General features: G+C 62.1%; 10 protein-coding genes. 2 read left to right on the forward strand and 8 right to left on the reverse strand.

What is annotated here, in order from left to right:
- Positions 1–2 precede the first annotated feature (2 nt).
- The 5 genes from D7S89_RS10365 to D7S89_RS10385 all read right to left on the reverse strand — a co-directional run bounded on the left by D7S89_RS10365 (position 3) and on the right by D7S89_RS10385 (position 17455).
- Positions 3–1223, reverse strand: a complete 1221-nt coding sequence (locus D7S89_RS10365) for a glycosyltransferase family 4 protein (RefSeq protein WP_121277581.1) — start codon at positions 1221–1223, stop codon at positions 3–5.
- 164 nt (positions 1224–1387) lie between these two features.
- Entirely contained in the window at positions 1388–13255 is an 11868-nt protein-coding gene (locus tag D7S89_RS10370; protein ID WP_147426628.1) for a calcium-binding protein, read from the reverse strand.
- A gap of 1150 nt (positions 13256–14405) precedes the next feature.
- Positions 14406–14903 carry a hypothetical protein gene (locus D7S89_RS10375; protein WP_147426629.1) on the reverse strand — a complete coding sequence of 166 codons (498 nt, stop codon included), beginning with the start codon at positions 14901–14903 and terminating at the stop codon, positions 14406–14408.
- A gap of 765 nt (positions 14904–15668) precedes the next feature.
- Positions 15669–16205: a single-stranded DNA-binding protein gene (locus D7S89_RS10380; protein WP_121277584.1), complete on the reverse strand. Its 537-nt coding sequence runs from the start codon at positions 16203–16205 to the stop codon at positions 15669–15671.
- Between the two features lie 47 nt (positions 16206–16252).
- Complete coding sequence (locus D7S89_RS10385) at positions 16253–17455, reverse strand: MFS transporter (protein WP_121277585.1); 1203 nt, start codon at positions 17453–17455, stop codon at positions 16253–16255.
- Positions 17456–17581: 126 nt separating this feature from the next.
- On the opposite strand from D7S89_RS10385, the gene uvrA reads away from it, so the two are divergent.
- Together uvrA and D7S89_RS10395 are read left to right on the forward strand one after the other, a co-directional pair.
- On the forward strand, positions 17582–20443 hold the full coding sequence (uvrA, locus tag D7S89_RS10390) for an excinuclease ABC subunit UvrA (protein WP_121277586.1): 2862 nt from the start codon (positions 17582–17584) through the stop codon (positions 20441–20443).
- A 67-nt stretch (positions 20444–20510) separates the two neighbouring features.
- Positions 20511–21596: an AI-2E family transporter gene (locus D7S89_RS10395; RefSeq protein ID WP_121277587.1), complete on the forward strand. Its 1086-nt coding sequence runs from the start codon at positions 20511–20513 to the stop codon at positions 21594–21596.
- Between the two features lie 98 nt (positions 21597–21694).
- On the opposite strand, the gene purU is transcribed toward D7S89_RS10395, so the two are convergent.
- The 3 genes from purU to D7S89_RS10410 are packed head-to-tail and all read right to left on the reverse strand — an operon-like array spanning position 21695 to position 24077.
- Positions 21695–22564 carry a formyltetrahydrofolate deformylase gene (gene purU / locus D7S89_RS10400; protein ID WP_121277588.1) on the reverse strand — a complete coding sequence of 290 codons (870 nt, stop codon included), beginning with the start codon at positions 22562–22564 and terminating at the stop codon, positions 21695–21697.
- Between the two features lie 33 nt (positions 22565–22597).
- Positions 22598–23449 (reverse strand): NUDIX hydrolase, encoded by an 852-nt coding sequence (locus D7S89_RS10405; RefSeq protein ID WP_121277589.1) that lies wholly within the window; start codon positions 23447–23449, stop codon positions 22598–22600.
- A 13-nt stretch (positions 23450–23462) separates the two neighbouring features.
- The gene (locus D7S89_RS10410) at positions 23463–24077 is read right to left on the reverse strand and encodes a LysE family translocator (protein WP_121277910.1); all 615 of its coding nucleotides are present in this window, start codon (positions 24075–24077) and stop codon (positions 23463–23465) included.
- Positions 24078–24106: the final 29 nt, after the last annotated feature.

Raw genomic sequence — 24106 nt, forward strand, 5'->3', positions numbered from 1 at the left:
CACTAGCGTAAAACATGCTCGATAAGGCCGATCTGAGCCGGCAGGCAAACGCGGTGCAAGTCGTATTTCGTCTTGACGGTCTCGCGGGCGGCGGCCCGCAGTCCGTCGTGAAGACGCGCATCCTTCAAAGCGTCGATTGCACGTGAAGCGACTTCTTCGGGCGAAAAGAAGTCGACGAGCAAGCCGTTCACGCCATCGGAGATCACCTCTTCGACAGGCGGTGTACGCGAGCCGACGACCAGACATCCGGCGGCCATCGCTTCGAGCATCGACCAGGAAAGCACGAACGGATAGGTGAGGTAGATGTGAACGCGCGAAACCTGCAAGACCTTCTGAAATTGCGAGTGAGGCACGCGATCGAGAAAATGCACGCGCGGCAAGTCGAGCGATGCTCCGACTTCTTCCAGCATGCGTTTCTTGTGCGACTCCCCCTCGGCCAGACGCGGTCCGTAGCTGACGCCGTCGGCCCCGACGATCAGCACCTGGGCGTTCGGGCGCTCGGACAGAATCCGGGGAAGGCTTCGCATGAACGTGTCGAATCCTCGGTGCGGCTCGAGATGGCGCGCGACGTACGTCACGATTTCGTCCCCGGCATGGAAGGTTCGACCCGTTGTTGGATCAGTGAATTGCGCGGCCGAATCAGGGGTGACCAATCGCGTGTCGATTCCCTCGTGCACCACGCTGATGATCGGCTGGTGGGTTGCCGGGTAGAGCGATCGCTGCCACTGGGTAGGTGTCTGCCCCCAGTCGACTGCATCGAGCCCGAGCAGATTGCCGAGGTTCTTCGTCCGCACGCGTAACGCCGTATCGAAAAGCGGCGGATCGTCAGGGGCGAAGCCCACATCGGCGCCATGCGCGCGATAGAAGAATTCGAAGTATCCGATCAGCGGAGCGTGGGGGAAGACGTCCTTCAGATACCAGATCTCGCCCCATCCGTTGTGACCGAGCATCAGGTCGGGGACGAAGCCGGACTGCCGCAAGTCCAAGGCCACGCGTGCGACTTCCTGGGCGTTCAGGATCGCGGCTTCCACGTCGCCCAGATAGTGATGGATCTGACGCGTGATCGAGCGTCGCGGCTGATACGTGACGTGGCGAATGCCTGCCATGGAAAAGTCGGCCCGCTGCGAAATGAAAGCGACTTCATTGCCCGGTATCGACGCGAAGTGCCGGGCGAGATGCAGGTACTGCCCCGGCGCGTTCTGATGTACAAAAAGAATCTTCATGCTGGTTTTCTGTGCGCGGAGCCGTAGCCTCGGTAATCATCGAGCGGTGGAGCCATGCGTTGAGGCGCTAGGGCGACTCGCTTGATCTATTCCAGTGGCGTCGCCGCACACGCAAAGTGATGTAGCTGTGCGTGCGCGGCGATCGCGGTTCCGTCAGGACTTCATCAATGCCAGTTTGCCGCCAGGGCTGGGGCTAGTTGGTTCTCCGTTGCAGGTGATAGTTTGGTCGAGCCGGCTGGCGGTGGCGCGAAGGCCGCCATCGCGTTAACTAGCGCGTTGACCTGCGAAGCCATCAACGCCTTGCCGTCCGCTGCTTCAATCGACTTGAAGGATTTCTGCGCGCCGTTGAACCAGTTCTGGACGTCAACCTGCTCGTGCGTCCCGATGACGTTGACGAGCAGATCGTTGCCGGATTTCGAGAACCAGAGCTGATCGCTTGCGGCGTTCGAGAACGATATGTCGTTGGTCGTGGCGTACCAATTGCCGGCAGGGATGGCGACCGTAGTCGATGCGACGTTCGACGCATCGCCAGCCGTTGCATCGATGACGACCGTGTCGTGGAAGCCTTGCCATGCCCCGAGATTGACAACGTCGCTGCCGTGTCCCGCGATGACGGTGTCGTTTCCGGTGTTGCTCGTATTGAGCGTTTCGTTGCCGTTGTTGGCAGTCAACACCTGTGGCCCTGCCAACTCACCGGTCAGGGTCGTGATGTTATCGGACGACACGTAGTTGCTCAGGTACGTTTGAACGGTGTTCGAAAGTGCGTTGGCATTCGCGATCACGAGGTCGCTTGCATTCGTCACGTTGAAGGTGTTCGATCCCAAGCCCCCGACCATCGTGACCGCCACCTTCGACGCCGCAGTTCCGCTGGTCATGGCGACATCGGACATCGACGTATTGACGTCGTTCGCGATCAGTAGCGTGGTCGTCGTGCCATTACCTGTCAGCCATACCGCATTTTTGCCGATCGCCGTCATCTGGTTGATGTTGGCCCCGGCAGTGAAGCCGACCGATGTGACGAGCTTGTTATAGCCGCCGGCTTGCGCTTGTACGACGTCTCCACCTTGAAACACGACGAACGTGTCATTGCCGCTGCCGCCGATCAGCGTATTCTCGTGGCCATCGCTGGAGACGAGCGTATCGTTGCCGCTGCCGGCGATCAGTGTGTCGAAGGCGTTATTGGCGGTGATTACGTCATCGAGACTATTGCCACGCAGTTGCAAGTTCGCGTAGCCCGTTCCGTACAGGCGGCGGACGCCAGCCAGCGCCGTCAGGCTAACGGACGTGTACTCGATATCGTCGACGTTGCCAGGCTGCTCGATCACCACGTCATTCGCGTTGTTCACGACGAACGTCGTGGCACCCGCGCCACCGACCAAGGTCGAGACGCCGCTGCCGGACACGAGCGTGTTGTTTCCGGCTCCGGCGACGAGCACGTCGTTGCCCGAGTTGCCCACGATGATCTGGTTCTGTCCCGCGCCGGTCAGGACGAGGTTGGCGTTGCCGGTACCCGTGAGGTTATGAAGATTGGACCCCGCCGTGTAGCTCACGGATGTCAGCACCCTGTTCGATTTGCTGCCCGCTTGGGTGACCACGACATCGGCCGCGTTGTTGAGGACGAATGTGTCGTTACCCGCTCCCCCGACGAGCGTATCGATGGCGCTACCCGCAATGAGCGTATCGTCACCGGCGTTCGCCGTGAGGGTCTGCGATGCCGTTGCGTTACCGGTCAGCGTGATGTTGGCATTGCCGATGCCGGTCAGGTTCTGCACATTGGCCGGACCGGTGTAGCTGACCGAACTCAGCACCGTATTCGTGTTGCCACCCGCGTGTGCCGAGACGACATCGGACGCGTTGTTCACGACGAATGTGTCGTTGCCCGCGCCGCCCACCATCGAGGCGATGCCGGTGCCCGCGACGAGCGTATCGTCGCCCGTGCCCGCGATCAGCGTATCGTTGCCGGCGTTGCCGGTGATCGTCTGGTTGCCGGCGCCGCCCCTGAGCGTGAGATTGGCGCTGCCCGTGCCAGTCAGGTTCTGCACATTGGCCGGACCCGTGTAGCTGACCGAGCTCAACACCGTATTCGTGTTGCCGCCCGCTTGCGCCGAGACCACATCGGCCACGTTGTTCACGACGAACGTGTCGTTGCCGCTGCCACCGATCATCGTATCGATGCCGGAGCCGGCGACGAGCGTGTTGTTGCCCGTGCCGGCGATCAGCATGTCGTTGCCCGCATTTCCCGTGATCACCTGAGCTTGGCCGTTGCCCGTCAGCGTGAGGTTGGCATTGCCGGTGCCGGTCAGGTTTTTCACGTTGGCCGGGCCGGTGTAGCTGACCGAGCTCAACACCGTATTCGTGTTGCCGCCCGCTTGTGCCGTCACGACGTCGGCCGCGCTGTTCACGATGAACGTGTCGCTCCCGGCGCCACCGACCAGCGTATCGACAGACGCACCGGCCACGAGCGTGTCGTTGCCAGCGTTGGCGGTAATCGTCTGAGACATCGTCGCCGCGCCGGTCAGCGTGAGATTAGCCGAGCCAGTGCCGGTCAGCTTCTGCACATTGGCCGGACCGGTGTAGCTGACCGAGGTCAACACCGTGTTCGTGTTGCTGCCTGCTCGCGCTGTCACGACGTCAGCTGCATTGTTGACGATGAACGTGTCGTCACCCGCACCGCCGATCATGGCGTCGACGCCGGTGCCAGCCACGAGCGTGTCGTTGCCTGCGCCCGCGATCAACGTGTCATGGCCGCCATTGCCTGTGATCGTTTGATTGCCGACGCTGCCGGTGAGCGAGATGTTCGCGCTACCCGTACCCGTCAGGTTCTCCACGTTGGCCGGGCCGGTATAGCTGACCGAACTCAGCACCGTGTTCGTGTTGCTGCCGGCCTGTGCGATCACGACATCGCCGGTGTTGTTGACGACGAACGTGTCGTTACCCGCTCCACCGATCATCGTGTCGGCGGCCATCCCCGCCACCAGCGTGTCGTTTCCGCTGCCAGCCTGCAGCGTGTCGTTCCCGCTATTGGCGGTGATGGTCTGGTTACCCGTGCTGCCGGTCAGCTTGATGGCCGTTGCTCCGACACCGTTCAGGTACTGGACATTGGCACCGGTTGTGTAGTCCGCTTGCGCATCGATCGTGTTCACGTTGCCGCCGGCTTGGGCGATGACGACATCACTCGTATGCGACACGAGGAACGTGTCGTTGCCCGAACCGCCGATGAGCGTCGTAGCGCGGGCTCCCGACTGCAGCGTGTCGTTACCCGTGCCGGCTACGAGGGTGTCATTACCCGCGTTGCCGGTCAGCCACTGATCGCCGACGCTGCCCGCCGTAAGCGTGAGGTTCGCGTTGCCGGTCGCCAGGACTTGCCTGACGTTCGCTGCGCCCGTATAGCTCACCGACGTCTCGATCAGATCCTGTTTCGTCGGTGGCCCTTGCACGATGATGACGTCGGCCTCATTGTTGACGACGAATGTATCGCCGCCGGCGCTGCTGCCGACCAGCGTATCGATCCCCGCACCGGCTACGAGCGTATCCTGCCCCTTGGCCACGAGCGTCTGCGGGCCGTTGCCGCCGGTCAACGTAATGTTCTGGTTCAGCGCGACAAGGTTTTGCACGTTGTCCGGCCCGACGAGGCTGATCGCCGTGTCGACCGTATTGATGCCTCCGGCCTTCGCAACGACGGTGCTGCCCGCACCCAACACGACGAACGTGTCATTGCCGGTCCCGCCGATCATCGTCGCGCCTCCGACCAGCGTGTCGTTGCCGCTGCCGGCGATCAGCGTTTCGCTTCCCTGGCGAGCCTGCAGGTATTGATCACCGGTGGTACCGGTCAACGTGATGCCGCTGCCGGTGCCGATCATCGTCTGGATGTTGGCGCCCGCCGTATAGCTGACTGACGTGTCGACTTCGTTGGCTGCGCCTGCGCTGGCGACGACGACATCCGCGCTGTTGTTGACGGTGAATCGAGTGAACCCCGATGTGCCGCCAACGAGCGTGTCGACGGCACTACCGGCAACGAGCTGGCCGCCGGTTGTGTAGGCGTTGAGCGTAGCAGCGGTCGCCCCACCCGTGAGCGTGAGGCCTGCCGCCGTCGCCGTCATCGTCTGTACGTTGTTCGAGGCCGTGTAATCGACGGACGTGAGGATCGTGTTGATCGATCCGGCCTGCGCAGAGACGCTGTCTGCCTTGTTGTTGACGATGAAGGTATCGTTGCCCGCTCCGCCCATCAGCATGTCGACAGCACCAACGGCCGACTGCAGCGTGTCGTTACCCGAACCGGCCCAGAGCCAATCGGAGCCTTGGTTGGCGATGATCGTGACATCGCCGGCGCCCGCTCGCAAAGTAATGTTCGACGATCCGATACCTACTAGTTGCTTCACGTTTGCGGGGGCCGTGTAGTTCACGGAAGTCTGCACCGTGTTGGACTCAGCCCCGGCTTGCGCAACCACCACATCCGCCGTGTTGTTGACGACAAATGTATCGTTGCCTGCACCGCCGATCAGCGTGTCGGTTCCGGTGTTCGACATCAGCGTCATATCTTGAGCGTTCGCGGTCAACACAAGATTCGCACTGCCCGTCGCCGCCATGACCTTGATGTTGGCCGAGGCGGTGAAGTTCACCGACGTCTGCAGGAGATTGCCCTTATTGTCGGCGCGCTCCACGACGACGTCGGCCGTGTTGTTGACGACAAATGTGTCGTTGCCGGTGCCACCGATCAGCGTGTCGATGGCCGAGCCCGCGATTAGCTGGCTGTTTCCGGAGTTGGCCGTGATCGTCTCCGAGGTCGTGGCATTGCCGGTCAGGGTGATATTCGCGTTGCCGGTTCCAATGACGTTTTGGACGTTGTCCGGGCCTGTCAGCGTCACCGACGTGAGCACGGTATTGACGTGACTGCCCGCCTGGGCCATCACGACGTCAGCCCGATTGTTGACGACGAACGTATCGTTGCCCGAACCGCCGATCATCACCGCGGTACCGTCGCTCGCGACCAGCGTGTCGTTGCCGCTACCGGCGATCAACGTATCGCGGCCGCTGTTGGCCGCGATCGTCTCATCACCTGCACCGCCCTTGAGCGTGAGGTTGCCGCTGCCCGTGCCGGTCAGGTTTTGTACGTTGGCCGGGCTCGTGAAATTGACCGAGGTCAGCACCGTGTTGCTGTTGCTGCCGGCTTGGGTGACGACGACATCCGCGATGTTGTCCACAATGAACGTGTCATTGCCGGTGCCGCCGATCAGCGTATCGACGGCGGTGCCGGCGACGAGTGTGTCGTTGCCGGCGTTGGCCGTGATCGTCTGAGACGTCGTTGCCGCGCCGGTCAGCGTGAGATTGGCTGAGCCGGTGCCGATCAGCTTCTGCACATTGGCCGGGCCGGTGTAGCTGACGGAGGTCAGCACGGTGTTCGTGTTGCTGCCGGCGCGTGCCGAAACGGTGTCTGCCGAGTTGTTGACGACGAACGTGTCGTTGCCGGTGCCACCGTACATTGCGTCGATGCCGGAGCCGGCGACGAGCGTATCGTTGCCGGTGCCTGCAACGAGGATGTCCGTGCCGGCGTTGCCGGTAATCGTTTGAGCCTGGTTGTTCCCCGTCAGCGTGATATTGGCGTTGCCGATGCCGGCCAGGTTCTGCACATTGGCCGGACCGGTGTAGCTGACCGAGGTCAGCACCGTATTCGTGTTGCCGCCCGCCTGTGCCGAGACGGTGTCTGCCGTGTTGTTCACGACGAACGTGTCGTTGCCCGCGCCGCCCACCATCGACGCGATGCCGGTGCCCGCGACGAGCGTATCGTCGCCCGTGCCCGCGATCAGCGTATCGTAGCCGGCGTTGCCGGTGATCGTCTGCTTGCCGGTGCTGCCCCTGAGCGTGAGATTGGCGCTGCCCGTGCCAGTCAGGTTCTGCACGTTCACCGGACCCGTGTAGCTGACCGACGTCAGGACCGTGTTGCTGTTACTGCCGGCCTGCGCCGCGACGACGTCCGCTGCGTTATTCACGACGAACGTGTCGTTCCCGGTGCCGCCGATCATCGTGTCGATGCCGGTGCCCGCGACGAGCGTGTTGTTGCCCGTGCCTGCGATCAGCATGTCATTGCCCGCGTTGCCCGTGATCACCTGAGCTTGGCCATTGCCTGTCAGGGTGAGGTTGGCATTGCCGGTGCCGGTCAGGTTCTGCACGTTGGCCGGGCCCGTGTAACTCACCGAGCTCAACACCGTATTCGTGTTGCTGCCCGCTTGGGCTGTCACGACGTCGGCTGCGTTATTCACGATGAACGTGTCGTTCCCGGCACCACCGGCCAGCGTATCGATAGACGCACCGGCGACGAGCGTGTCGTTGCCCGCGTTGGCCGTGATCGTCTGAGACGTCATTGCCGCGCCGGTCAGCGTGAGATTGGCTGAACCACTACCGGTCAGGTTCTGCACGTTGGCCGGGCCGGTGTAGCTGACCGAGGTCAACACGGTATTCGTGTTGCTGCCTGCTTGCGCTTTCACCACGTCGGCCGCGTTGTTGACGACAAACGTGTCGTTGCCTGCGCCGCCGACCAGGGTATCGACGGCAGTACCGGCGGCGAGCGTATCGTCTCCGGCATTGGCCATGATCGTCTCCGCGGTCGAGCCCCCCGTCAGGGTGATATTGGCGTTACCGGTACCGGTCAGGTTCTGCACGTTGGCCGGGCCGGCATAGCTGACCGAGCTCAGCACCGTATTCGTATTGCTGCCGGCTTGTGCGCTAACGGTATCGGCCGAGTTATTGACGACGAACGTTTCGTTGCCGCTGCCGCCGATCATCGTGTCGATGCCGGAGCCCGCGACGAGCGTATCGTTGCCTGTGCCGGCAATGAGGATGTCGTTGCCGGCGTTGCCGGTGATCGTCTGCGCCTGATTGTTTCCCGTCAGGGTGATATTGGCGTTGCCGACGCCGGTCAGGTTTTGCACATTGGCCGGACCAGCGTAGCTGACCGAGCTCAGCACCGTGTTCGTCTGGCTGCCCGCGTGGGCGTTCACGATATCGGCGGCATTGTTCACCACAAACGTGTCGTTGCCGGCCCCGCCAATCATCACCGCGACGCCTGCGCCCGCGGCTAGCGTGTCGTTCCCGTTGCCGGCGATCAGCGTGTCGTTGCCGGCATTGCCGGTGATGGTCTGGTCGCCGGTGCCGCCAGTCAGGACGATGTTCGCGTTGCCAATGCCGGTGAGGTTTTGGACATTGGCGGGCGAGCCAAGGCTCACCGAACTGAGTACGGTGTTCGTGTGAGCGCCATGTTGAGCAATTACGACATCGCCCGCGTTGTTGACGACGAACGTATCGTTGCCGCTGCCCCCGACGAGCGTAGCGAGGCCAGTTCCCGCCACGAGCGTATCGTTACCGCTGCCGGCGACGATACGGGTGAGACCCGCCCCGCCTTGCAGCAGGTCGTTCCCGTTACCCGCAATGATTTGGCTCGCGCCTTGTCCGGCTACGACGGTATCGTTGCCATTTCCGACGCGGATGACGTCGCTCCCGTTGCCACCGTAAATGACATCGTTGCCGTTGCCGGCGATGACGATATCGTTGCCGCCACCGAGCAAGATGGCGTCGGCACCGTTACCGACCATCACGAGATCGTTGCCGGTTCCCGTATAGATGACGTCGTTGCCGTTACCGGCCGTGATGATGTCGTTTCCATTGCCCGCATAGATCACGTCGTTACCGTTGCCCGCTTGGACGACATCCTTTCCGTCGCCGGTCAGGATGATGTCGTTGCCATCGCCGGCCTTGATCATGCTGTTGCCGATATTGCCAAGCAGCAGGCCATCCCCGGAAATCACCGTTCTTGCCGGAGCATTGGCAGGCTGAGTGACGACTTGTGTCGTGCCGTCCGCGCCCTGTACCTGGACCTTGTTCGTGACCGGTAGCGTGACTTCGTCAGCCTGCACATTCGAGCCGTCGGCAAGCGTCATGCTGAAGCCACCAGTGATCGTGGCTCCGTTTTGCGTGCTGGTCTTACCGGTTTCGGCGAGCGAGATCGACGTAATGCCTGCTTGAGCGAGCGTCTTGATTTCACCCGGATCGACTACGCCATCTCCGTTGGCGTCCTCCCAAACGAAGAGATCGTTCCAGACGGCATTCGACGCGTTCAAGACACCGGCATGCTTGGCATCGAAAGAAGCCAGCGCGGCCAGTTCCGACTTCGCGCCAGGCACGTAGTTCATCAGGTTCAACTGCTTACCGTTCGTCAGTTGGCCCGAGCCCGTCGGGTCAATGAACAGGAAGGCGTCCTGATTGCCGATCCAACCAACGTTGTGCTTGTAGCCATCGCCGTTCAGATCGAAATAGACGTTGCTGCTTTGCGCTGCGACGGTGGTGATGCCTTTATGTTGCAAGTCGATCACGATGGGGTCGCCACCGCCTTCGCCTTCTCCACCGCCGCCTCCTTCGCCACCGCCCTCGCCGCCACCACCTTCGCCACCTCCCCCCCCCGCGCCACCTTCACCGGCGCCGCCTTCGCCCTGGCCCAGCGCCGCCGCGAGCGCATCCGCGTACGCTTGACCGCACTCTTGCAGGCCGACGGAGCTGTCGCCGAGCGCGCTGTCGAGCGCTTCGCCGCCAGGGTCGGCAGCCTCGAGCGCGGCGAGCGCGCCCCCGCCTCCGCTGACGAGATTGCCGTTGGAGTCGAACCCGAACGACTCGGGGTGACCTGTCACCGGATCCGTCGTCGACATGACGAAGCCGTTCCCGTTGTACGAGAAGCCGAAGTGCCCGTTGCCAACATTCGCCGGTAGGTTGGGCGAGAGCTTGGATGCCTGGTTGCCCATCGAGGGGAACATTGATCCAAGGGCGGCAAGTGAGCCACCGTAATAGTTGCCGTTTGCAAAGGCGTTCGCAACGCCAGAATTGGTAAATCCGTAGTTACCGTTAGGCTGGTAAGTCGAGCCCGCAAGTCCGCCCAGGCCGCCGCCGAATCCGAACGGATCGGAAAGCGGCGGGACATAGTTAGGACCCCATAGTGTAGACATGCTGTAGGGGGATGAACCTCCCCACAAAGCATTGGAAAAGCCTCCGAAGCTCGAGGCAGCACTTCCGAGGCTGGAGAGAGCCGACATCGAGTTTCCGCCGGAGGGGCCGGGCCAGCCGGAGCCACCACCGCCGCCCCCGTGCGAGCCACCGCCGCCGTGGCCACCGCCACCGTGGCCACCGCCGCCGTGGCCACCGCCGCCGAAGCCACCACCGCCGAAGCCACCACCGCCGAAGCCACCACCGCCGAAGCCGCCACCGCCGAAGCCACCACCACCACCACCGCCACCGCCACCGCCACCGCCACCGCCACCACCGCCACTAGCCAAACTGGCCAGCGTGCCGCTAGCTTGATTGCCAAGGCTATTCAGGGTGCTCAACCCCGAAGGAGCGGATGTCGTGGTCGTTAAAGTTCCGCCCTGGTTGGTCGTCGTGATGTAGTTGCCTAGATTGGACCAAGTGGTCGTCACCGTGCTGAGCACCGTACCGTCAGGCGCCACGGTAATGATCGTTACGAGGTTCTGATCCGTCGGGCTGTTGTACGTTGTTTCCCGACGCGATCCATTCGGAAAGGTGACGACCTGCGACAGCGGATTGTGATGGCCGTCGTAGGTCATCGTTGTGGTCGGATGCGAGCCGTTGCTCCAACTGGTCGTGACGGTGCGGCCCGTTTCGTTGCCGTTGCCGTCGAAATAAGTCGTGGTCGTCGTCGTTTTGATGCCAGCCGGGTCCAGGCTCGTGAGCGTGTCGCTTCCCGATTGCGGATTGCCGGCACCGTCCCAGGTCACTGTTTCCGAGCTATTGGGCAGCGGGCCTGGGGACGTCGTCGATGTGCTCGTCGTGTGGCCGCCGGGACCGGACGTAACAACGGTGTAGGAGTTGGTGTTGCCGGGCGTCGTGTAGGTCGTCCGCGTGCTGGAGTTGTCGGGATGCGTGACCGTGCTCGACTGAAGAGCGCCGCTTGCAGTGATCGTAATGACCGTGGTCGTACCGCCCGCGGAAGTCGTAGTGACATAGCCTCCGCTGCCCGAAGGCACCGTTGTCGATGTGCTCGTCTGATGACCGTCCGGCGCGGTCGTCACGATCGTCGTCTGTTTGCTGTCGCCCGGGTTGTTGTAGGTGGTTTCGACGGTCGAGCCGTCTGGGTTGATGACGGTATGCGACAGATGAGATCCGTCGCTGCCATATACATCGATGGTTGTGGTCGTACCGCCCGTGCCGGTTACGGAGCCCGATGTCGTGACGCTGCGGCTAATGTTGCCGTTTGAGCCGTAATCGGTTTCGGACGTTGTCCGGGTACCGTCGATGACGGTTGTCGTCGAGGTCGACACAAAGTGACCCGCGCCGTCCGTCGAAGTCGTGACATAGCTGCCAGGCGTACTGCCGGCGACAGTCTGGACGATCCCGTTCACCGTCCCATCTGGCTTGGTTGTGACAACCGTCGTTTGCTTGGGATCGGTCGGATTGTTGTACGTCGTTTGCTGGGTACTGCCATCCTTCGTAATCGTGGTAGACGAAATCACATTTCCGTTCGCGTCACGAACATCGTTGCTGGTGACCTGCCCACTGGAAGTCGACGTACTCGTCACATGGCCGTTCGAATCGGTCGTGACGACCGTCGCTGAGCTGGTGCTGCCCGGCGTCGTATAGGTAGTCTGCGAGGTCGAACCATTGGAAGACGTGACCGTGCTCGATTGAAGAGCGCCACTTGCAGTAGTCGTGTTGACCGTTGTCGTACCACCTGCAGTCGTCGTAGTCGTATAGCCGCCGTCGCCGGAAGGCACGGTTGTCGACGTGCTGATCTGATGGCCGTCGGGTGCAGTCGTGACGACGGTGGTCTGCTTGCTGTCGTTCGGGTTGTTGTAGGTCGTCTCGATCGTCGTGCCGTCGGCGGTGACGACGGTATGCGACAGGTGAGAACCGTCGTCGCCGTAGACATCGATCGTCGTGGTCGTGCCGCCCGTGCCATTGACGGGACTGAACGTCGTGACGTCGCGAGTGACGTTGCCGCCAGGGCCGTAGTCCGTTTCAGACGTCGTTCGCGTACCGCTGTTGACGGTCGTCGTCGTGGTCGACAACGTATGGCCCGAGCCATCGGTCGATGTGGTCACGGAGCTGCCCGGCGTGCTGCCGGTGGTAGTCTGAACGATACCGGTCACCGTACCACTAGCGTTGGTCGTAGTGACGGTTGTTTGCTTCGGATTGGCCGGATTGTCGTAGCTGGTGTGAGTACTGCCGCCTGAAGTTCCGGTTGTCGACGTGGTGGTCTGATGACCGTCGGGGGTCGTCGTGACGACAGTCGTCTGCTTGTTGTCGCCCGGGTTGTTGTAGATCGTTTCGACCGTCGTGCCGTCGGCAGAAATGACGGTATGCGATAGGTGGGACCCGTCGCTGTCGTAGACGTCGATGGTCGTGATCGTGCCGCCCTGGCCGTTGGCAGGGCCGGACGTCGTGACGCTACGCGTGATATTGCCGCCGGGGCCGTAATCGGTCTCGGTCGTCGTCCTGGTGCCGTTGCTGACAGTCGACGTCACGGAGGATTGTGGGCGCCCAGAGCCGTCGGTCGTGGTCGTGACGTAGCTGCCGGGCGTGCTACCGGCGGTAGTCTGAACGACACCAGTCACCGTACCGTCCGGCTTCGTGGAGGTAACCGTGGTTTGCTTCGGGTCAGCAGGATTGTCGTATGTCGTCTGCTGAGCGCTGCCGTCCGGCGCGACCGTAGTGGACGAGATCAAAGTCCCGTGGCCGTCTCGGACATCAACGCCGGTGAGCTTGCCGTTTGCACCGTATGTATACGAGTACGTGGTCTCGGGATTGCCGCTCGCGTCATAGTCAATTTCGGAGATCAGGCGGCCGCTCGCGTCAAATACCGACTTCGATATCGGTACCAAATCGACGGTTAGTACGTCGACGATGGTATAGCCGTTAGGCTCCGTCCGCGTGGCCGTGGTGCCTTGGTCGTCGACGGTCACCTCGAGGGACGAATTCCACGCCGTGACCATCCGATCGTGCTGTGAAACATACAGCGGCGTCGTTCCCACTACCATGCCGAAGTAGGTGTCCAGCGCCTTGCGCAGCCTGTCTTGCGCAACGCCGTTTGCCAGCGCCTCCGATTGCGCGTCGCTGTCACCGCCAGCGGTCGTGTTCGGGAATGCATTTGAAGCTACGACAGACGTGTTCGTATTCGTGTAGCTTCTTAGGTCTGAAGACTTGTCGTCATGATTGGGCCTGAAAATGAGTTGCGCGGGCCCAATGCCGGGGGGCTGAACAATTGAGGGGCCTCCGGCTCGAATGTTGACGAACGTGCCGGTCGGATATGTGCTGACGCGCCCATTTTCGTCAATGAGGGTTACGGAGTTATCCTGATTAAGCGTGACCGTCCTGTTGCCGGCAAGCATGAAAACAATGGATCCGTCGGCCTTCGCTGATTCGGATACGATCGAACCCGGAGCAAAAACCGCGAGAAGGACACCATCTATTCCATCAACGACCATGAGGTCGCCCGGTCTCGAGTCTGCAGTGGGCGGATATGCGTAGGCTTTTCCAGTTCCCTTATCCAGCATATACGTATTGGGACCAGCGAAACCTGAAGCTAATCCCTTGGTAACCGGAGAGCCGTCGATCGTGTGAGCAAACACACCCCCTGCCACCATTGATCTAACGTTCCTGGGATTGTTACCCATCAACCCTAATGCACTGACATTTGGGTTAACTTGCCTCATTAATTGGTTATACAACCCGCCATAATATTCTGCGTTATATAACCCTATTCCAGATAACTCGGAGACCAGACCAAGATGAAAAGAGGCAACATCTCGAAACGCGTCGACAAAGCAAGTCTTCGATCGATCTGATCCCGGGTAGGTTCTTTGCAGGTCTTGCGTGCCGAATGCCCTGAACGCGTTGGCCATGTCCAGATAGGCGGTAGTCGAATTCCCTGCGGCCCGAACACTGGCGATGAATGATGCGAACGACTTTGCATTGTCGATGGAATAGTCGACTGGAACGATAAGATACCCATTTGGATTGGCATTCGACACCGGCACGAGTGCGCCATTTACCATTTGAAATATATTGGCCGTCGCCGCACTGTAACTGTTCGGATCAAGGGCGTAGCTTCCGTTTTGCTCAAGGAATTTCGCCTGAACAGGGTGACCCGCACCGTCTTTGACGTAGAATATATTATCCATATTTTATTTATAGAATTGAGCTTGTATCGTAGTTGAACGTTACAAGGTAGTAGTGGCGTCCTAGCGGATATGCTTCAAAACTGTATTGCGAAAATGGGGCTTGCGGTTCTAGCGATAGCGCAGCCGCGCGCCATCTTGCGCTATAGTGCCGATCTTTATTTGCCAGCTCGTCACTGGAGTCGTAAATCACTGCCTCGGTGAATAGCGCTTCATTCCATTGCGCGTCCAGAGAGCAAACGCTCAAGATCTTGCCGGAGACGATGGATGCGCCTCGACTCTTGCAAGATTCGTACTTGGACGCCTCGAGCTTGAGCGCAATCAGTGCGCCGATATGGTATTGCCGCTCTGCCAGGTGGAGCGCCAGACTGCCGACAATCACGAAAACGCCTAATCCGTAGTGCATTGACTGACGTCGCTTTCCCGAAGACCAAGCGCGCATGCTGCAGCCGAGCCCTACCAGCGCAAGAACGAGATCAATCAATAGATGCATCGCGAACTGAAGCACGTGGTATCTCGTCTCGACCAAAGCGCAAGCCGAGATCACGGAAGCCAGAAGGAACAGTCCTCTGGTCACGCCACTAAGCCTTAGTGATGTCATTCGAAAGCGGAACGAGTCGTCAACGAGCCGGCTTCAATAGCCGGAATAGGTGCGCCAGGTGCGCAGCGCGCAACCCGAGTGAAACAAGGGCATGGCTGTGGCGACAGCCCGTCACTAGCCACGAACGGAGGTTGAGGACGTCATCCGCCGGTGGTCCCTTTCGCGCCGCCCCCGATCGCAGCGAAAGACTCATGCAATATGAACGTCATAATTTGACTGGATTGCCTTTCTTCTATTACAAAATTTTACCGGCAATGTTAAATGCTGACGAGGCTTTTGTCTAACCAATTGGTTGGCCCTGCAAAAACCTCGGAGTCGTCGTTCGTTCGATTGCTCGGCCCGTGCCTTATCCGTTAGTGCTCTTTGAGCACGCTCCGAACATCAACAAGAAGGAAACCGGGGAGACTTGAGGCGGCAGGTAAGTTCCGTGTGCAATACATCAACCGCGAGGGCACGCACCCGTTTTTTTCGGGGCGGCTCTTAGCTGCTACATAGGGGCCTGGATGTTGCTGAAATGTTTCTTGGTTTATCAAAGAATCTACAGTGAAAGCCTCCAAGCCGAGTCCACGCCATAAAAAAGGCGCCCCCAAGGAGGCGCCCCAAACAGCCATTTTTCCGTTACCCATCCAAGAGTTAGCGAAGGAATCGTCCTCCCCCTCGTGGGTATGCTCCTTAGAACGGAATATCGTCATCCATCTCATCGAGGCCGCCGCCGGCCGGAGCACTCGGTCGGCCACCACCACCGCCGCCACCCGCACCACCGCGCGCGCCGCCGCCGCTCGAACGGCCACCGCCGCCGCTACGCTCCATCGGCTCACGGCTGTAGCCAGCGTCGTCACCGCCAAAGCCACCACCGCCGCCACCGCCCGCACCGCTACGACCGCCCAGCATTTGCATTTGCTCGGCGACGATTTCGGTCGAGTAGCGATCCTGACCGTCCTGCCCTTGCCACTTGCGCGTGCGCAGGCGGCCTTCGATGTACACCGACGAGCCTTTCTTCAGATATTCGCCGACGATTTCGGCCAAGCGGCCGAAGAACGCGACGCGGTGCCATTCCGTCGCTTCCTTGAACTCGCCCGAGGCTTTGTCCTTGTAGCGGTCCGTCGTGGCGAGGCGGATGTTCGCGATCGCGTCCCCGCTCGGCAGGTAACGAATTTCGGGATCTGCGCCGAGATTGCCGACGAGAATGACCTTATTGACGGATGCCATGTGTTTCTCCAAATAATCCAGTTGCCTTGCTGCCGACCCGCGTTGGGCTAGCGCTTACTCTGATCCCGTGCGGCACGCAGCGGCTTCATATTGGCGGCGATTATAAGCCAGCCCAACACGAGCCCCGAGCACGCAAAGAACACCGCGTTCTGGCCGACGCTCTTCATGAGCCAGCCGCCCGCCACGCCGCCGAGCGCCAGCCCGATCGACTGCGTCGTGTTGTAGACACCCGCCGCAGCGCCCTTTCGCGTGCCTGGCGCCAGCTTCGACACCAACGACGGCTGCGACGCCTCGAGAATGTTGAAGCCAAGGAAGTAAATAAACAAAATCGCCGCGACCGTCAGAATCGTATGCGGCGCGGCGCCGAGCAACAATTGGCCGATCAGGATAGCGCCGATCGCGCCGAGCAGCACCGGCTTCATCTTGCCGCGCTTTTCGGCGGCGATGATCGCGGGCACCATCATGACGAACGACAGCCCCATCACGGGCAGATACACCTTCCAGTGCGAAGCGACGGGCAGCCCGCCAGCCTCGAGAATGCGCGGCACGATGAGAAACAGCGCCGTTTGCGTCGCATGCAAGACGAGCACGCCGAAATTCAGGCGCAGCAACTCGACGTTGTGCAGCACCTCGGCAAATGGCGCCCGCACATGCACGGGCCGCGGCGCATCGGGCACCACCCACAGCACGACGCCGATCGCGACCAACGACAGCATACCCACCACGGCAAACAAGCCATTCATGCCGACCCATTGAAACAAGATCGGCGCACCGACGATCGCCACCGCGAACGAGATGCCGATGCTGCCGCCCACCATCGCCATCGCCTTGGTGCGATGCTCTTCGGCCGTCAGGTCGGCGATGAATGCGATGACAGCCGACGAAACCGCGCCCATGCCTTGAATGACGCGCCCCACGATGATCCACGTCATGTCGTGCGCGAATGCGGCCACGAAGCTGCCGAGCGCGAAGATCAAGAGGCCCGTGGCGATGACCGGCTTGCGCCCGAGCTTGTCGGAGGCCCAGCCGTAGAAGATGTACAGCATCGACTGCGTCACACCGTAGGCGCCGAGCGCAATGCCGACGAGCAGCACGTTGTCGCCGCCCGGGATCGTCTTCGCGTACACCGAGAAGACCGGCATGATCATGAACAGCCCAAGCATGCGCAGCGCGAAGATGCCGGCAAGCGACACGGTCGCGCGCAGCTCCGGCGCGCTCATGCGTGAAGAAGTGGCGGAAGGATTGGACATCGGAAGCGAGCGAAGGAAGTCGTAGCGACGTCGCTCACGCCTGTCGCGCGCTGTAAGGACGCCGTAACGGCGGTCTGGAAAAGTCGCTATAGTAGCAGGTTTGGCCCCCTTCGCCCCCCCAGGTTCATGGAACAGATTCGTATCCGTGGGGCTCGTACCCACAACCTGAAAAACGTCAATCTCGACCTGCCACGCCATCAGCTGATCGTGATCACGGGCCTGTCGGGCTCGGGCAAGTCGTCCCTCGCGTTCGATACGCTGTACGCGGAAGGGCAGCGTCGTTACGTCGAGTCGCTCTCGGCCTACGCGCGCCAGTTCCTGCAGCTGATGGAGAAGCCCGACGTCGACCTCATCGAGGGTCTGTCACCAGCAATCTCGATCGAGCAGAAGGCGACTTCGCACAACCCGCGCTCGACGGTCGGCACGGTCACCGAGATTCACGACTACCTGCGCCTGCTGTACGCACGCGTAGGCACGCCTTATTGCCCCGACCACGAGATCGCGCTCGAAGCGCAGAGCGTGTCGCAGATGGTCGATGCGGCGCTCGCGCTGCCCGAGGATACGAAGCTCATGATCCTCGCGCCTGTCGTCGCGAACCGCAAGGGCGAGCACGTCGAGCTGTTCGAGCAGATGCAGGCGCAAGGCTTCATCCGCTTCCGGATCCGCTCGGGCGGGGGCGCGGCGAACGAGGGCGTCGCCAAGATCTACGACATCGACTCGCTGCCCAAGCTCAAGAAGAACGACAAGCATTCGATCGATGTGGTCGTCGACCGGCTCAAGGTGCGCGCCGACATGAAGCAGCGGCTCGCCGAATCGTTCGAAACGGCGCTGCGCCTGGCCGACGGCCGCGCGGTCGCGCTCGAGATGGACACCGATCGTGAGCACCTGTTCAGCTCGAAGTTCGCATGCCCGATCTGCTCCTACTCGCTGCCCGAACTCGAGCCGCGCCTGTTCTCGTTCAACAATCCGATGGGCGCGTGCCCCGATTGCGACGGGCTCGGCCAGATTACGTTCTTCGATCCGAAGCGCGTCGTCGCGCATCCGTCGATTTCGCTGGCCGCGGGGGCCGTCAAAGGCTGGGACCGGCGCAACCAGTTCTACTTCCAGATGCTGCAGAGCCTCGCGGCGTACTACGAGTTCGACCTCGATACGCCGTTCGAGGAACTGCCCGAGAAGATCCGCAAGCTGATCCTGTTCGGCTCCGGCAAGGAGACGATCCCGTTCTCGTACATCAACGAACGGGGCCGCACGACGGTGCGCGAGCACGTCTTCGAAGGCATCATCCCGAACCTCGAGCGGCGCTACCGCGAAACCGATTCGGCAGCCGTGCGCGAGGAGCTCGCGAAGTATCAGAACAATCGTGCCTGCCCGTCGTGCGACGGCTCGCGGCTGCGTCGCGAGGCGCGCTTCGTGCGGCTCGGCGTCGACGGCGATGCGCGCGCGATCTATGAAGTGAGCGGCTGGCCGCTGCGCGATGCGCTCGGCTACTTCCAGACGCTCAAGCTCGAAGGCGCCAAGCGCGAGATCGGCGACAAAGTCGTCAAGGAGATCGTCGCGCGGCTGATGTTCCTCAATAACGTCGGCCTCGACTACCTGTCGCTCGAACGCAGCGCCGATACCCTCTCGGGCGGCGAAGCGCAGCGCATCCGGCTCGCCTCGCAGATCGGCTCGGGCCTGACCGGCGTGATGTACGTCCTCGACGAGCCGTCGATCGGTCTGCACCAGCGCGACAACGACCGCCTCATCGCGACGCTCAAGCATCTGCGCGATCTCGGCAATTCCGTCATCGTCGTCGAGCACGACGAAGACATGATCCGCATGGCCGATTACATCGTCGACATGGGGCCGGGCGCCGGCGAGCACGGCGGGATGGTGATCGCCGAGGGCACCCCCAAGCAGATCGAGGCAGATGCTGCGTCGACCACGGGCCAGTACCTGTCCGGCGCACGCCGCATCGAATTCCCCGACGAGCGCAAGGAGCCCGACGAGCGGCTTCTGCGCATCGTCGAAGCGCACGGCAACAACCTCAAGCACGTGACGCTCGAACTGCCCGTGGGCCTGCTCACCTGCGTGACGGGCGTGTCGGGCTCGGGCAAATCGACGCTGATCAACGACACGCTGTATCACGCCGTCTCGCAGCATCTGTACGGCTCGGCGACGGAGCCCGCGCCCTACGAATCGATCGAAGGGCTCGAGCACTTCGACAAGGTCATCAACGTCGATCAATCACCGATCGGTCGCACGCCGCGCTCGAATCCGGCCACCTACACGGGCGTGTTCACGCCGATCCGCGAACTGTTCGCCGGTGTGCCGGCCGCCAAGGAGCGCGGCTACGATCCGGGCCGCTTCTCGTTCAACGTGAAGGGCGGCCGCTGCGAGGCGTGCCAAGGCGACGGCGTACTCAAGGTCGAGATGCACTTCCTGCCCGACGTCTATGTGCCGTGCGACGTCTGTCACGGCAAGCGCTACAACCGCGAGACGCTCGACGTGCAGTACAAGGGCAAGAACATCAGCGATGTGCTCGACATGACGGTCGAGCATGCGTACGAGTTCTTCGGCGCGGTGCCCGTCATCGCGCGCAAGCTCAAGACGCTACTCGACGTGGGGCTCGGCTACATCCGTCTGGGCCAGTCGGCGACGACGCTCTCTGGCGGCGAAGCGCAGCGCGTGAAGCTCTCGCTCGAGCTGTCCAAGCGCGATACGGGCCGCACGCTCTACATTCTCGACGAGCCGACGACGGGCCTGCACTTTCACGACATCGCGCTGCTGCTCGAAGTGATTCACCGGCTGCGCGATCATGGCAATACGGTGATCATCATCGAGCATAATCTCGATGTGATCAAAACCGCCGACTGGGTCGTCGATCTTGGCCCCGAAGGCGGTGCGGGCGGTGGGCAGATCATCGCGCAAGGCCCGCCCGAGCAAATCGCGAAGTCGAAAGCAAGCTTCACCGGGAAATACCTGGCGCCGCTGCTCAAGCGCGGCTGACGCGGCAATACCGGCGGCTTACGTGGACCAGTGAAGCCGCCGACACAAGTTGGAGACAAAATGCGTCATGGCTAAGCGCAACGAAGCACCCGAGGACCCGCACGTACGGGATCTCGCCCCGCGTCCGGTACGGCTCACAAGCGACATGAGCCTGCCCAGGCTCTCGGCGGTCGAACTGGGCAGCTACGCGGCCGCGCTCGCGGGGATGTGGGCCGTGCTGCACCTGAAGCTGCTCGGCGCGCTGCTCGCGGGCATGCTCGTCTATCAGCTCGTGCATACGATCGCGCCGCCCATCGAGCGGCACATGTCGAGCCAGCGGGCACGCTGGGTAGCCGTGGTGGTCATGGCGACCGCCATCGTCGGCGGCCTGGCCGGGCTGGCGATCGGCCTGATCGAGCACTTCGAGCACGCCGTGCCGAACCTCGAAAGCCTGCTGGGCCAGGTGATGCAGATCGTCGATCAGGCGCGCTCGCGCACGCCCGAATGGCTCTCGGCCATGCTGCCCGGCGACGTCACGCAAATGAAGCAAAAGGCCGGCATGCTCGTCAATTCGCATATGGCGCAGCTGCAGCAAAGCGGCAAGAATGTCGCGCGCGCCTCCGGGCATGTGCTGTTCGGCATGATCATCGGTGCGATGATCGCGGTCACGGGCGAGCGCCACGCGCAACGCCTGCCGCTCTCGACGGCCTTCGTGGCGCGCATCACGCGCTTTGCCGATGCATTCCGCCGCATCGTGTTCGCGCAGATCAAGATCTCGACGATCAACGCCGTGTTCACGGCGCTCTATCTGCTCATCGCCCTGCCCGTGTTCCACCAGCGGCTGCCGCTGTCGAAGACGCTCGTGCTCGTCACCTTCATCGCCGGCTTGCTGCCCGTCATCGGCAACCTGATCTCGAACACGCTGATCGTGGCGGTTTCGTTGTCGGTGAGCCTGTCGACGGCGGTGTCCTCGCTCGTGTTCCTCGTGCTCATCCACAAGCTCGAGTACTTCCTGAACGCGCGCATCGTCGGAGGACAGATCGAAGCGCGCGCATGGGAACTGCTGCTCGCGATGCTCCTGATGGAAGCGGCATTCGGCGTACCGGGCCTCATCGCCGCACCGATCTTCTACGCGTATATCAAGCGCGAGCTTATCTACTTGCGGCTGGTTTGATGCAGAAGACTCGACGCAAGAGCAGATAAAAAAAGCGGCCCCTGTCGGCCGCTTTTTTCTTGCGCAACGTCTGCCTCGATCAGCAGAACATCAGCGGATCACCGGAACACCACCGTCTTCGTGCCATTCAGCACGATGCGATGCTCGGCGTGCCACTTGACCGCACGTGCCAGCGCTACGCACTCCACGTCGCGGCCGATCGCCGTCAGCTGATCGGGCGTCATGCTGTGATCGACGCGCTCGACTTCCTGCTCGATGATCGGGCCTTCGTCGAGATCGGTCGTCACATAGTGCGCCGTCGCGCCGATCAGCTTCACGCCGCGGTCGAACGCCTGATAGTACGGCTTCGCACCCTTGAAGCTCGGCAGGAACGAGTGATGGATGTTGATCGCGCGCCCCGCCAACTTCCCGCACAGCTCGGGCGAGAGAATCTGCATGTAGCGCGCCAGCACGACGAGATCGGCCTGGTGCTGCTCGATCACCTCATACACGCGCGCCTCTTGCGCCGCCTTCGCACCGGCCGTCGATTCCATCAAGGGGAAATGATGGAACGGAATGTTGTAGCTCGCGGCGAGCTGATAGAACTCTTGATGGTTCGAGATGATCGCGGGGATCTCGATCGGCAGTTGCCCCGTGCGATAGCGGAACAGCAGGTCGTTCAGACAGTGGCCGATCTTCGACACCATGATGACGACGCGCGGCTTGACCGCTGCATCATGCACTTCCCAGTGCATCGCGAACTGCTCAGCGAGCGGTGCAAACGCAGCGCGCAGCGCGTCGAGCCCCGGGTCGCCGCCGACTTGCTGAAAGTGCACACGCATGAAGAACTCGCCAGTGTGGCTGTCGCCGAACTGCGCGGAGTCGAGAATATTGCTGCCGCGCTCGAACAGAAAGCCGGAGACCGCGTGAACGATGCCGGGCCGGTCAGGGCACGACAATTTCAGAATGAAGCTGTGTTCGGTCGACATGACCTGAGAACTCCTTTGGTTATGCAATGGCGGTCAGCATTCCGGGGGCGGCGCGAACAGCGCCTCGATACCGACGCAAGCGTCGCCGTCGATCCACCGGTGCCGCAGCAGACAGTCGAGCGTGGCGAGGCTCGCGTCGACGGTCATCGCGCCGTCCTCGATCCAGCGGGCCACCTCGTCGACGCGCGCGAGCCGATGCTCACTTACTTCGCCATCCTGATTATGTGGAGCGAAATCGGCCGGCAGCGGCAAGTCGTAGACGAAGACCTGTTCGGCCTGCGTGCCCTCGGGCAGTGACTGCAACACGTGCACGGTGCGTCCGCGCACGGCACGCGCGGCCAGCTCGGCGCTCATGCCCGCCTCTTCCCAGCACTCCTTCGCGATCGTCGCTTCGAGGCCGTGGCCCCAGGCGATGCCGCCGGCCACCACGTTGTCGAGCATGCCGGGATCGGTCGCCTTCGTGTCGCTACGTCGTGCGATCCAGAGCATCGGCGCACGGTCGCCGTATTCTACGATGCCGTTCAGATGCACCGCGTACGTCATCGTGCCGAAGAAGCGCGAGGCCGCGCGTTCGATATAGGCAAGCGGCGCGTCGTCGAACGCGTTGCGGATCGCATAGGTTTCGTCGCGCCAGCCCGGAATACGGCCGTCGGCGGCAAGCGCACCGATCACGATACCGAGCGCGGCCGAGCGGCGGTCGACGTTTTCGTCGACATGCGGCACGAGCGCGACGCGCGCTGGCTCGATCGCGAACACGTCGGGCCAGCGCGCCAGCAGCGGCAGATCCGACTCCCGAATCCAGCCGACCTGCCGGCCGGCCATCCAGAACGGGCGATGCACGCGCGCATCGAAGCGGCGCGCGTGCTCGATACAAGGCAAGCTCATCGACACTCCTTGATCAGTCGCGCAATGCAACGCGCAGGCCGAGCGCGATGAACGTCACGCCGGCGAGCCGGTCGAGCCATACGCCGGCGCGCGGACGGCGCTTGAGCCATGCGCCGATCGTGCCCGCGCACAGCCCGAACGTCGAGAACACGGCAACGGTCTGCAGCATGAACACCAGACCGAGGACGAGCATCTGCACGGCCACGCTTTGCGCGCTCGTCCGATCGACGAACTGCGGCAGAAACACGATGAAGAACAGCGTGACCTTCGGATTGAGCATGTTGCCGATCACGCTTTGCCGGAACACCTGCGCGAGCGGCTGCGGTGCACTCTCATGTGCATTGGCGAGCCCGCGGCTCGTGAGCGCCTTGATGCCGATCCACACGAGATAGGCCGCGCCGGCGAGCTTGACGATCTCGAACGCGAGCGGCGACGAACGCAGGAGCGCCGCGACGCCGAGCGCGGCGAGCGTCGTATGGAAGGTGACGCCGGCCGCGAAGCCGAGCGCCGCGACAAGACCGGCGGCGCGGCCTTGCGAAATGCCGCGCGCGAGCACCTGCAGGTTATCGGGGCCCGGGGCGACGGTGACCGCCACCGACGAGGCGAGAAACAGCGCGAGATTCGACATGACAAGCATTCCTGACGAAAAAGCGAAAG

Source organism: Trinickia fusca (assembly GCF_003628145.1).
Lineage (GTDB): Bacteria > Pseudomonadota > Gammaproteobacteria > Burkholderiales > Burkholderiaceae > Trinickia > Trinickia fusca.

Coding starts and splice junctions, on each gene's coding strand:
- D7S89_RS10365 (WP_121277581.1), bottom strand. CDS start 1,223: ATGAAGATTCTTTTTGTACATCAGAACGCGCCGGGGCAGTACCTGCAT.
- D7S89_RS10370 (WP_147426628.1), bottom strand. CDS start 13,255: ATGGTAGTGGGAACGACGCCGCTGTATGTTTCACAGCACGATCGGATG.
- D7S89_RS10380 (WP_121277584.1), bottom strand. CDS start 16,205: ATGGCATCCGTCAATAAGGTCATTCTCGTCGGCAATCTCGGCGCAGAT.
- D7S89_RS10385 (WP_121277585.1), bottom strand. CDS start 17,455: ATGTCCAATCCTTCCGCCACTTCTTCACGCATGAGCGCGCCGGAGCTG.
- uvrA (WP_121277586.1), top strand. CDS start 17,582: ATGGAACAGATTCGTATCCGTGGGGCTCGTACCCACAACCTGAAAAAC.
- D7S89_RS10395 (WP_121277587.1), top strand. CDS start 20,511: ATGGCTAAGCGCAACGAAGCACCCGAGGACCCGCACGTACGGGATCTC.
- purU (WP_121277588.1), bottom strand. CDS start 22,564: ATGTCGACCGAACACAGCTTCATTCTGAAATTGTCGTGCCCTGACCGG.
- D7S89_RS10405 (WP_121277589.1), bottom strand. CDS start 23,449: ATGAGCTTGCCTTGTATCGAGCACGCGCGCCGCTTCGATGCGCGCGTG.
- D7S89_RS10410 (WP_121277910.1), bottom strand. CDS start 24,077: ATGTCGAATCTCGCGCTGTTTCTCGCCTCGTCGGTGGCGGTCACCGTC.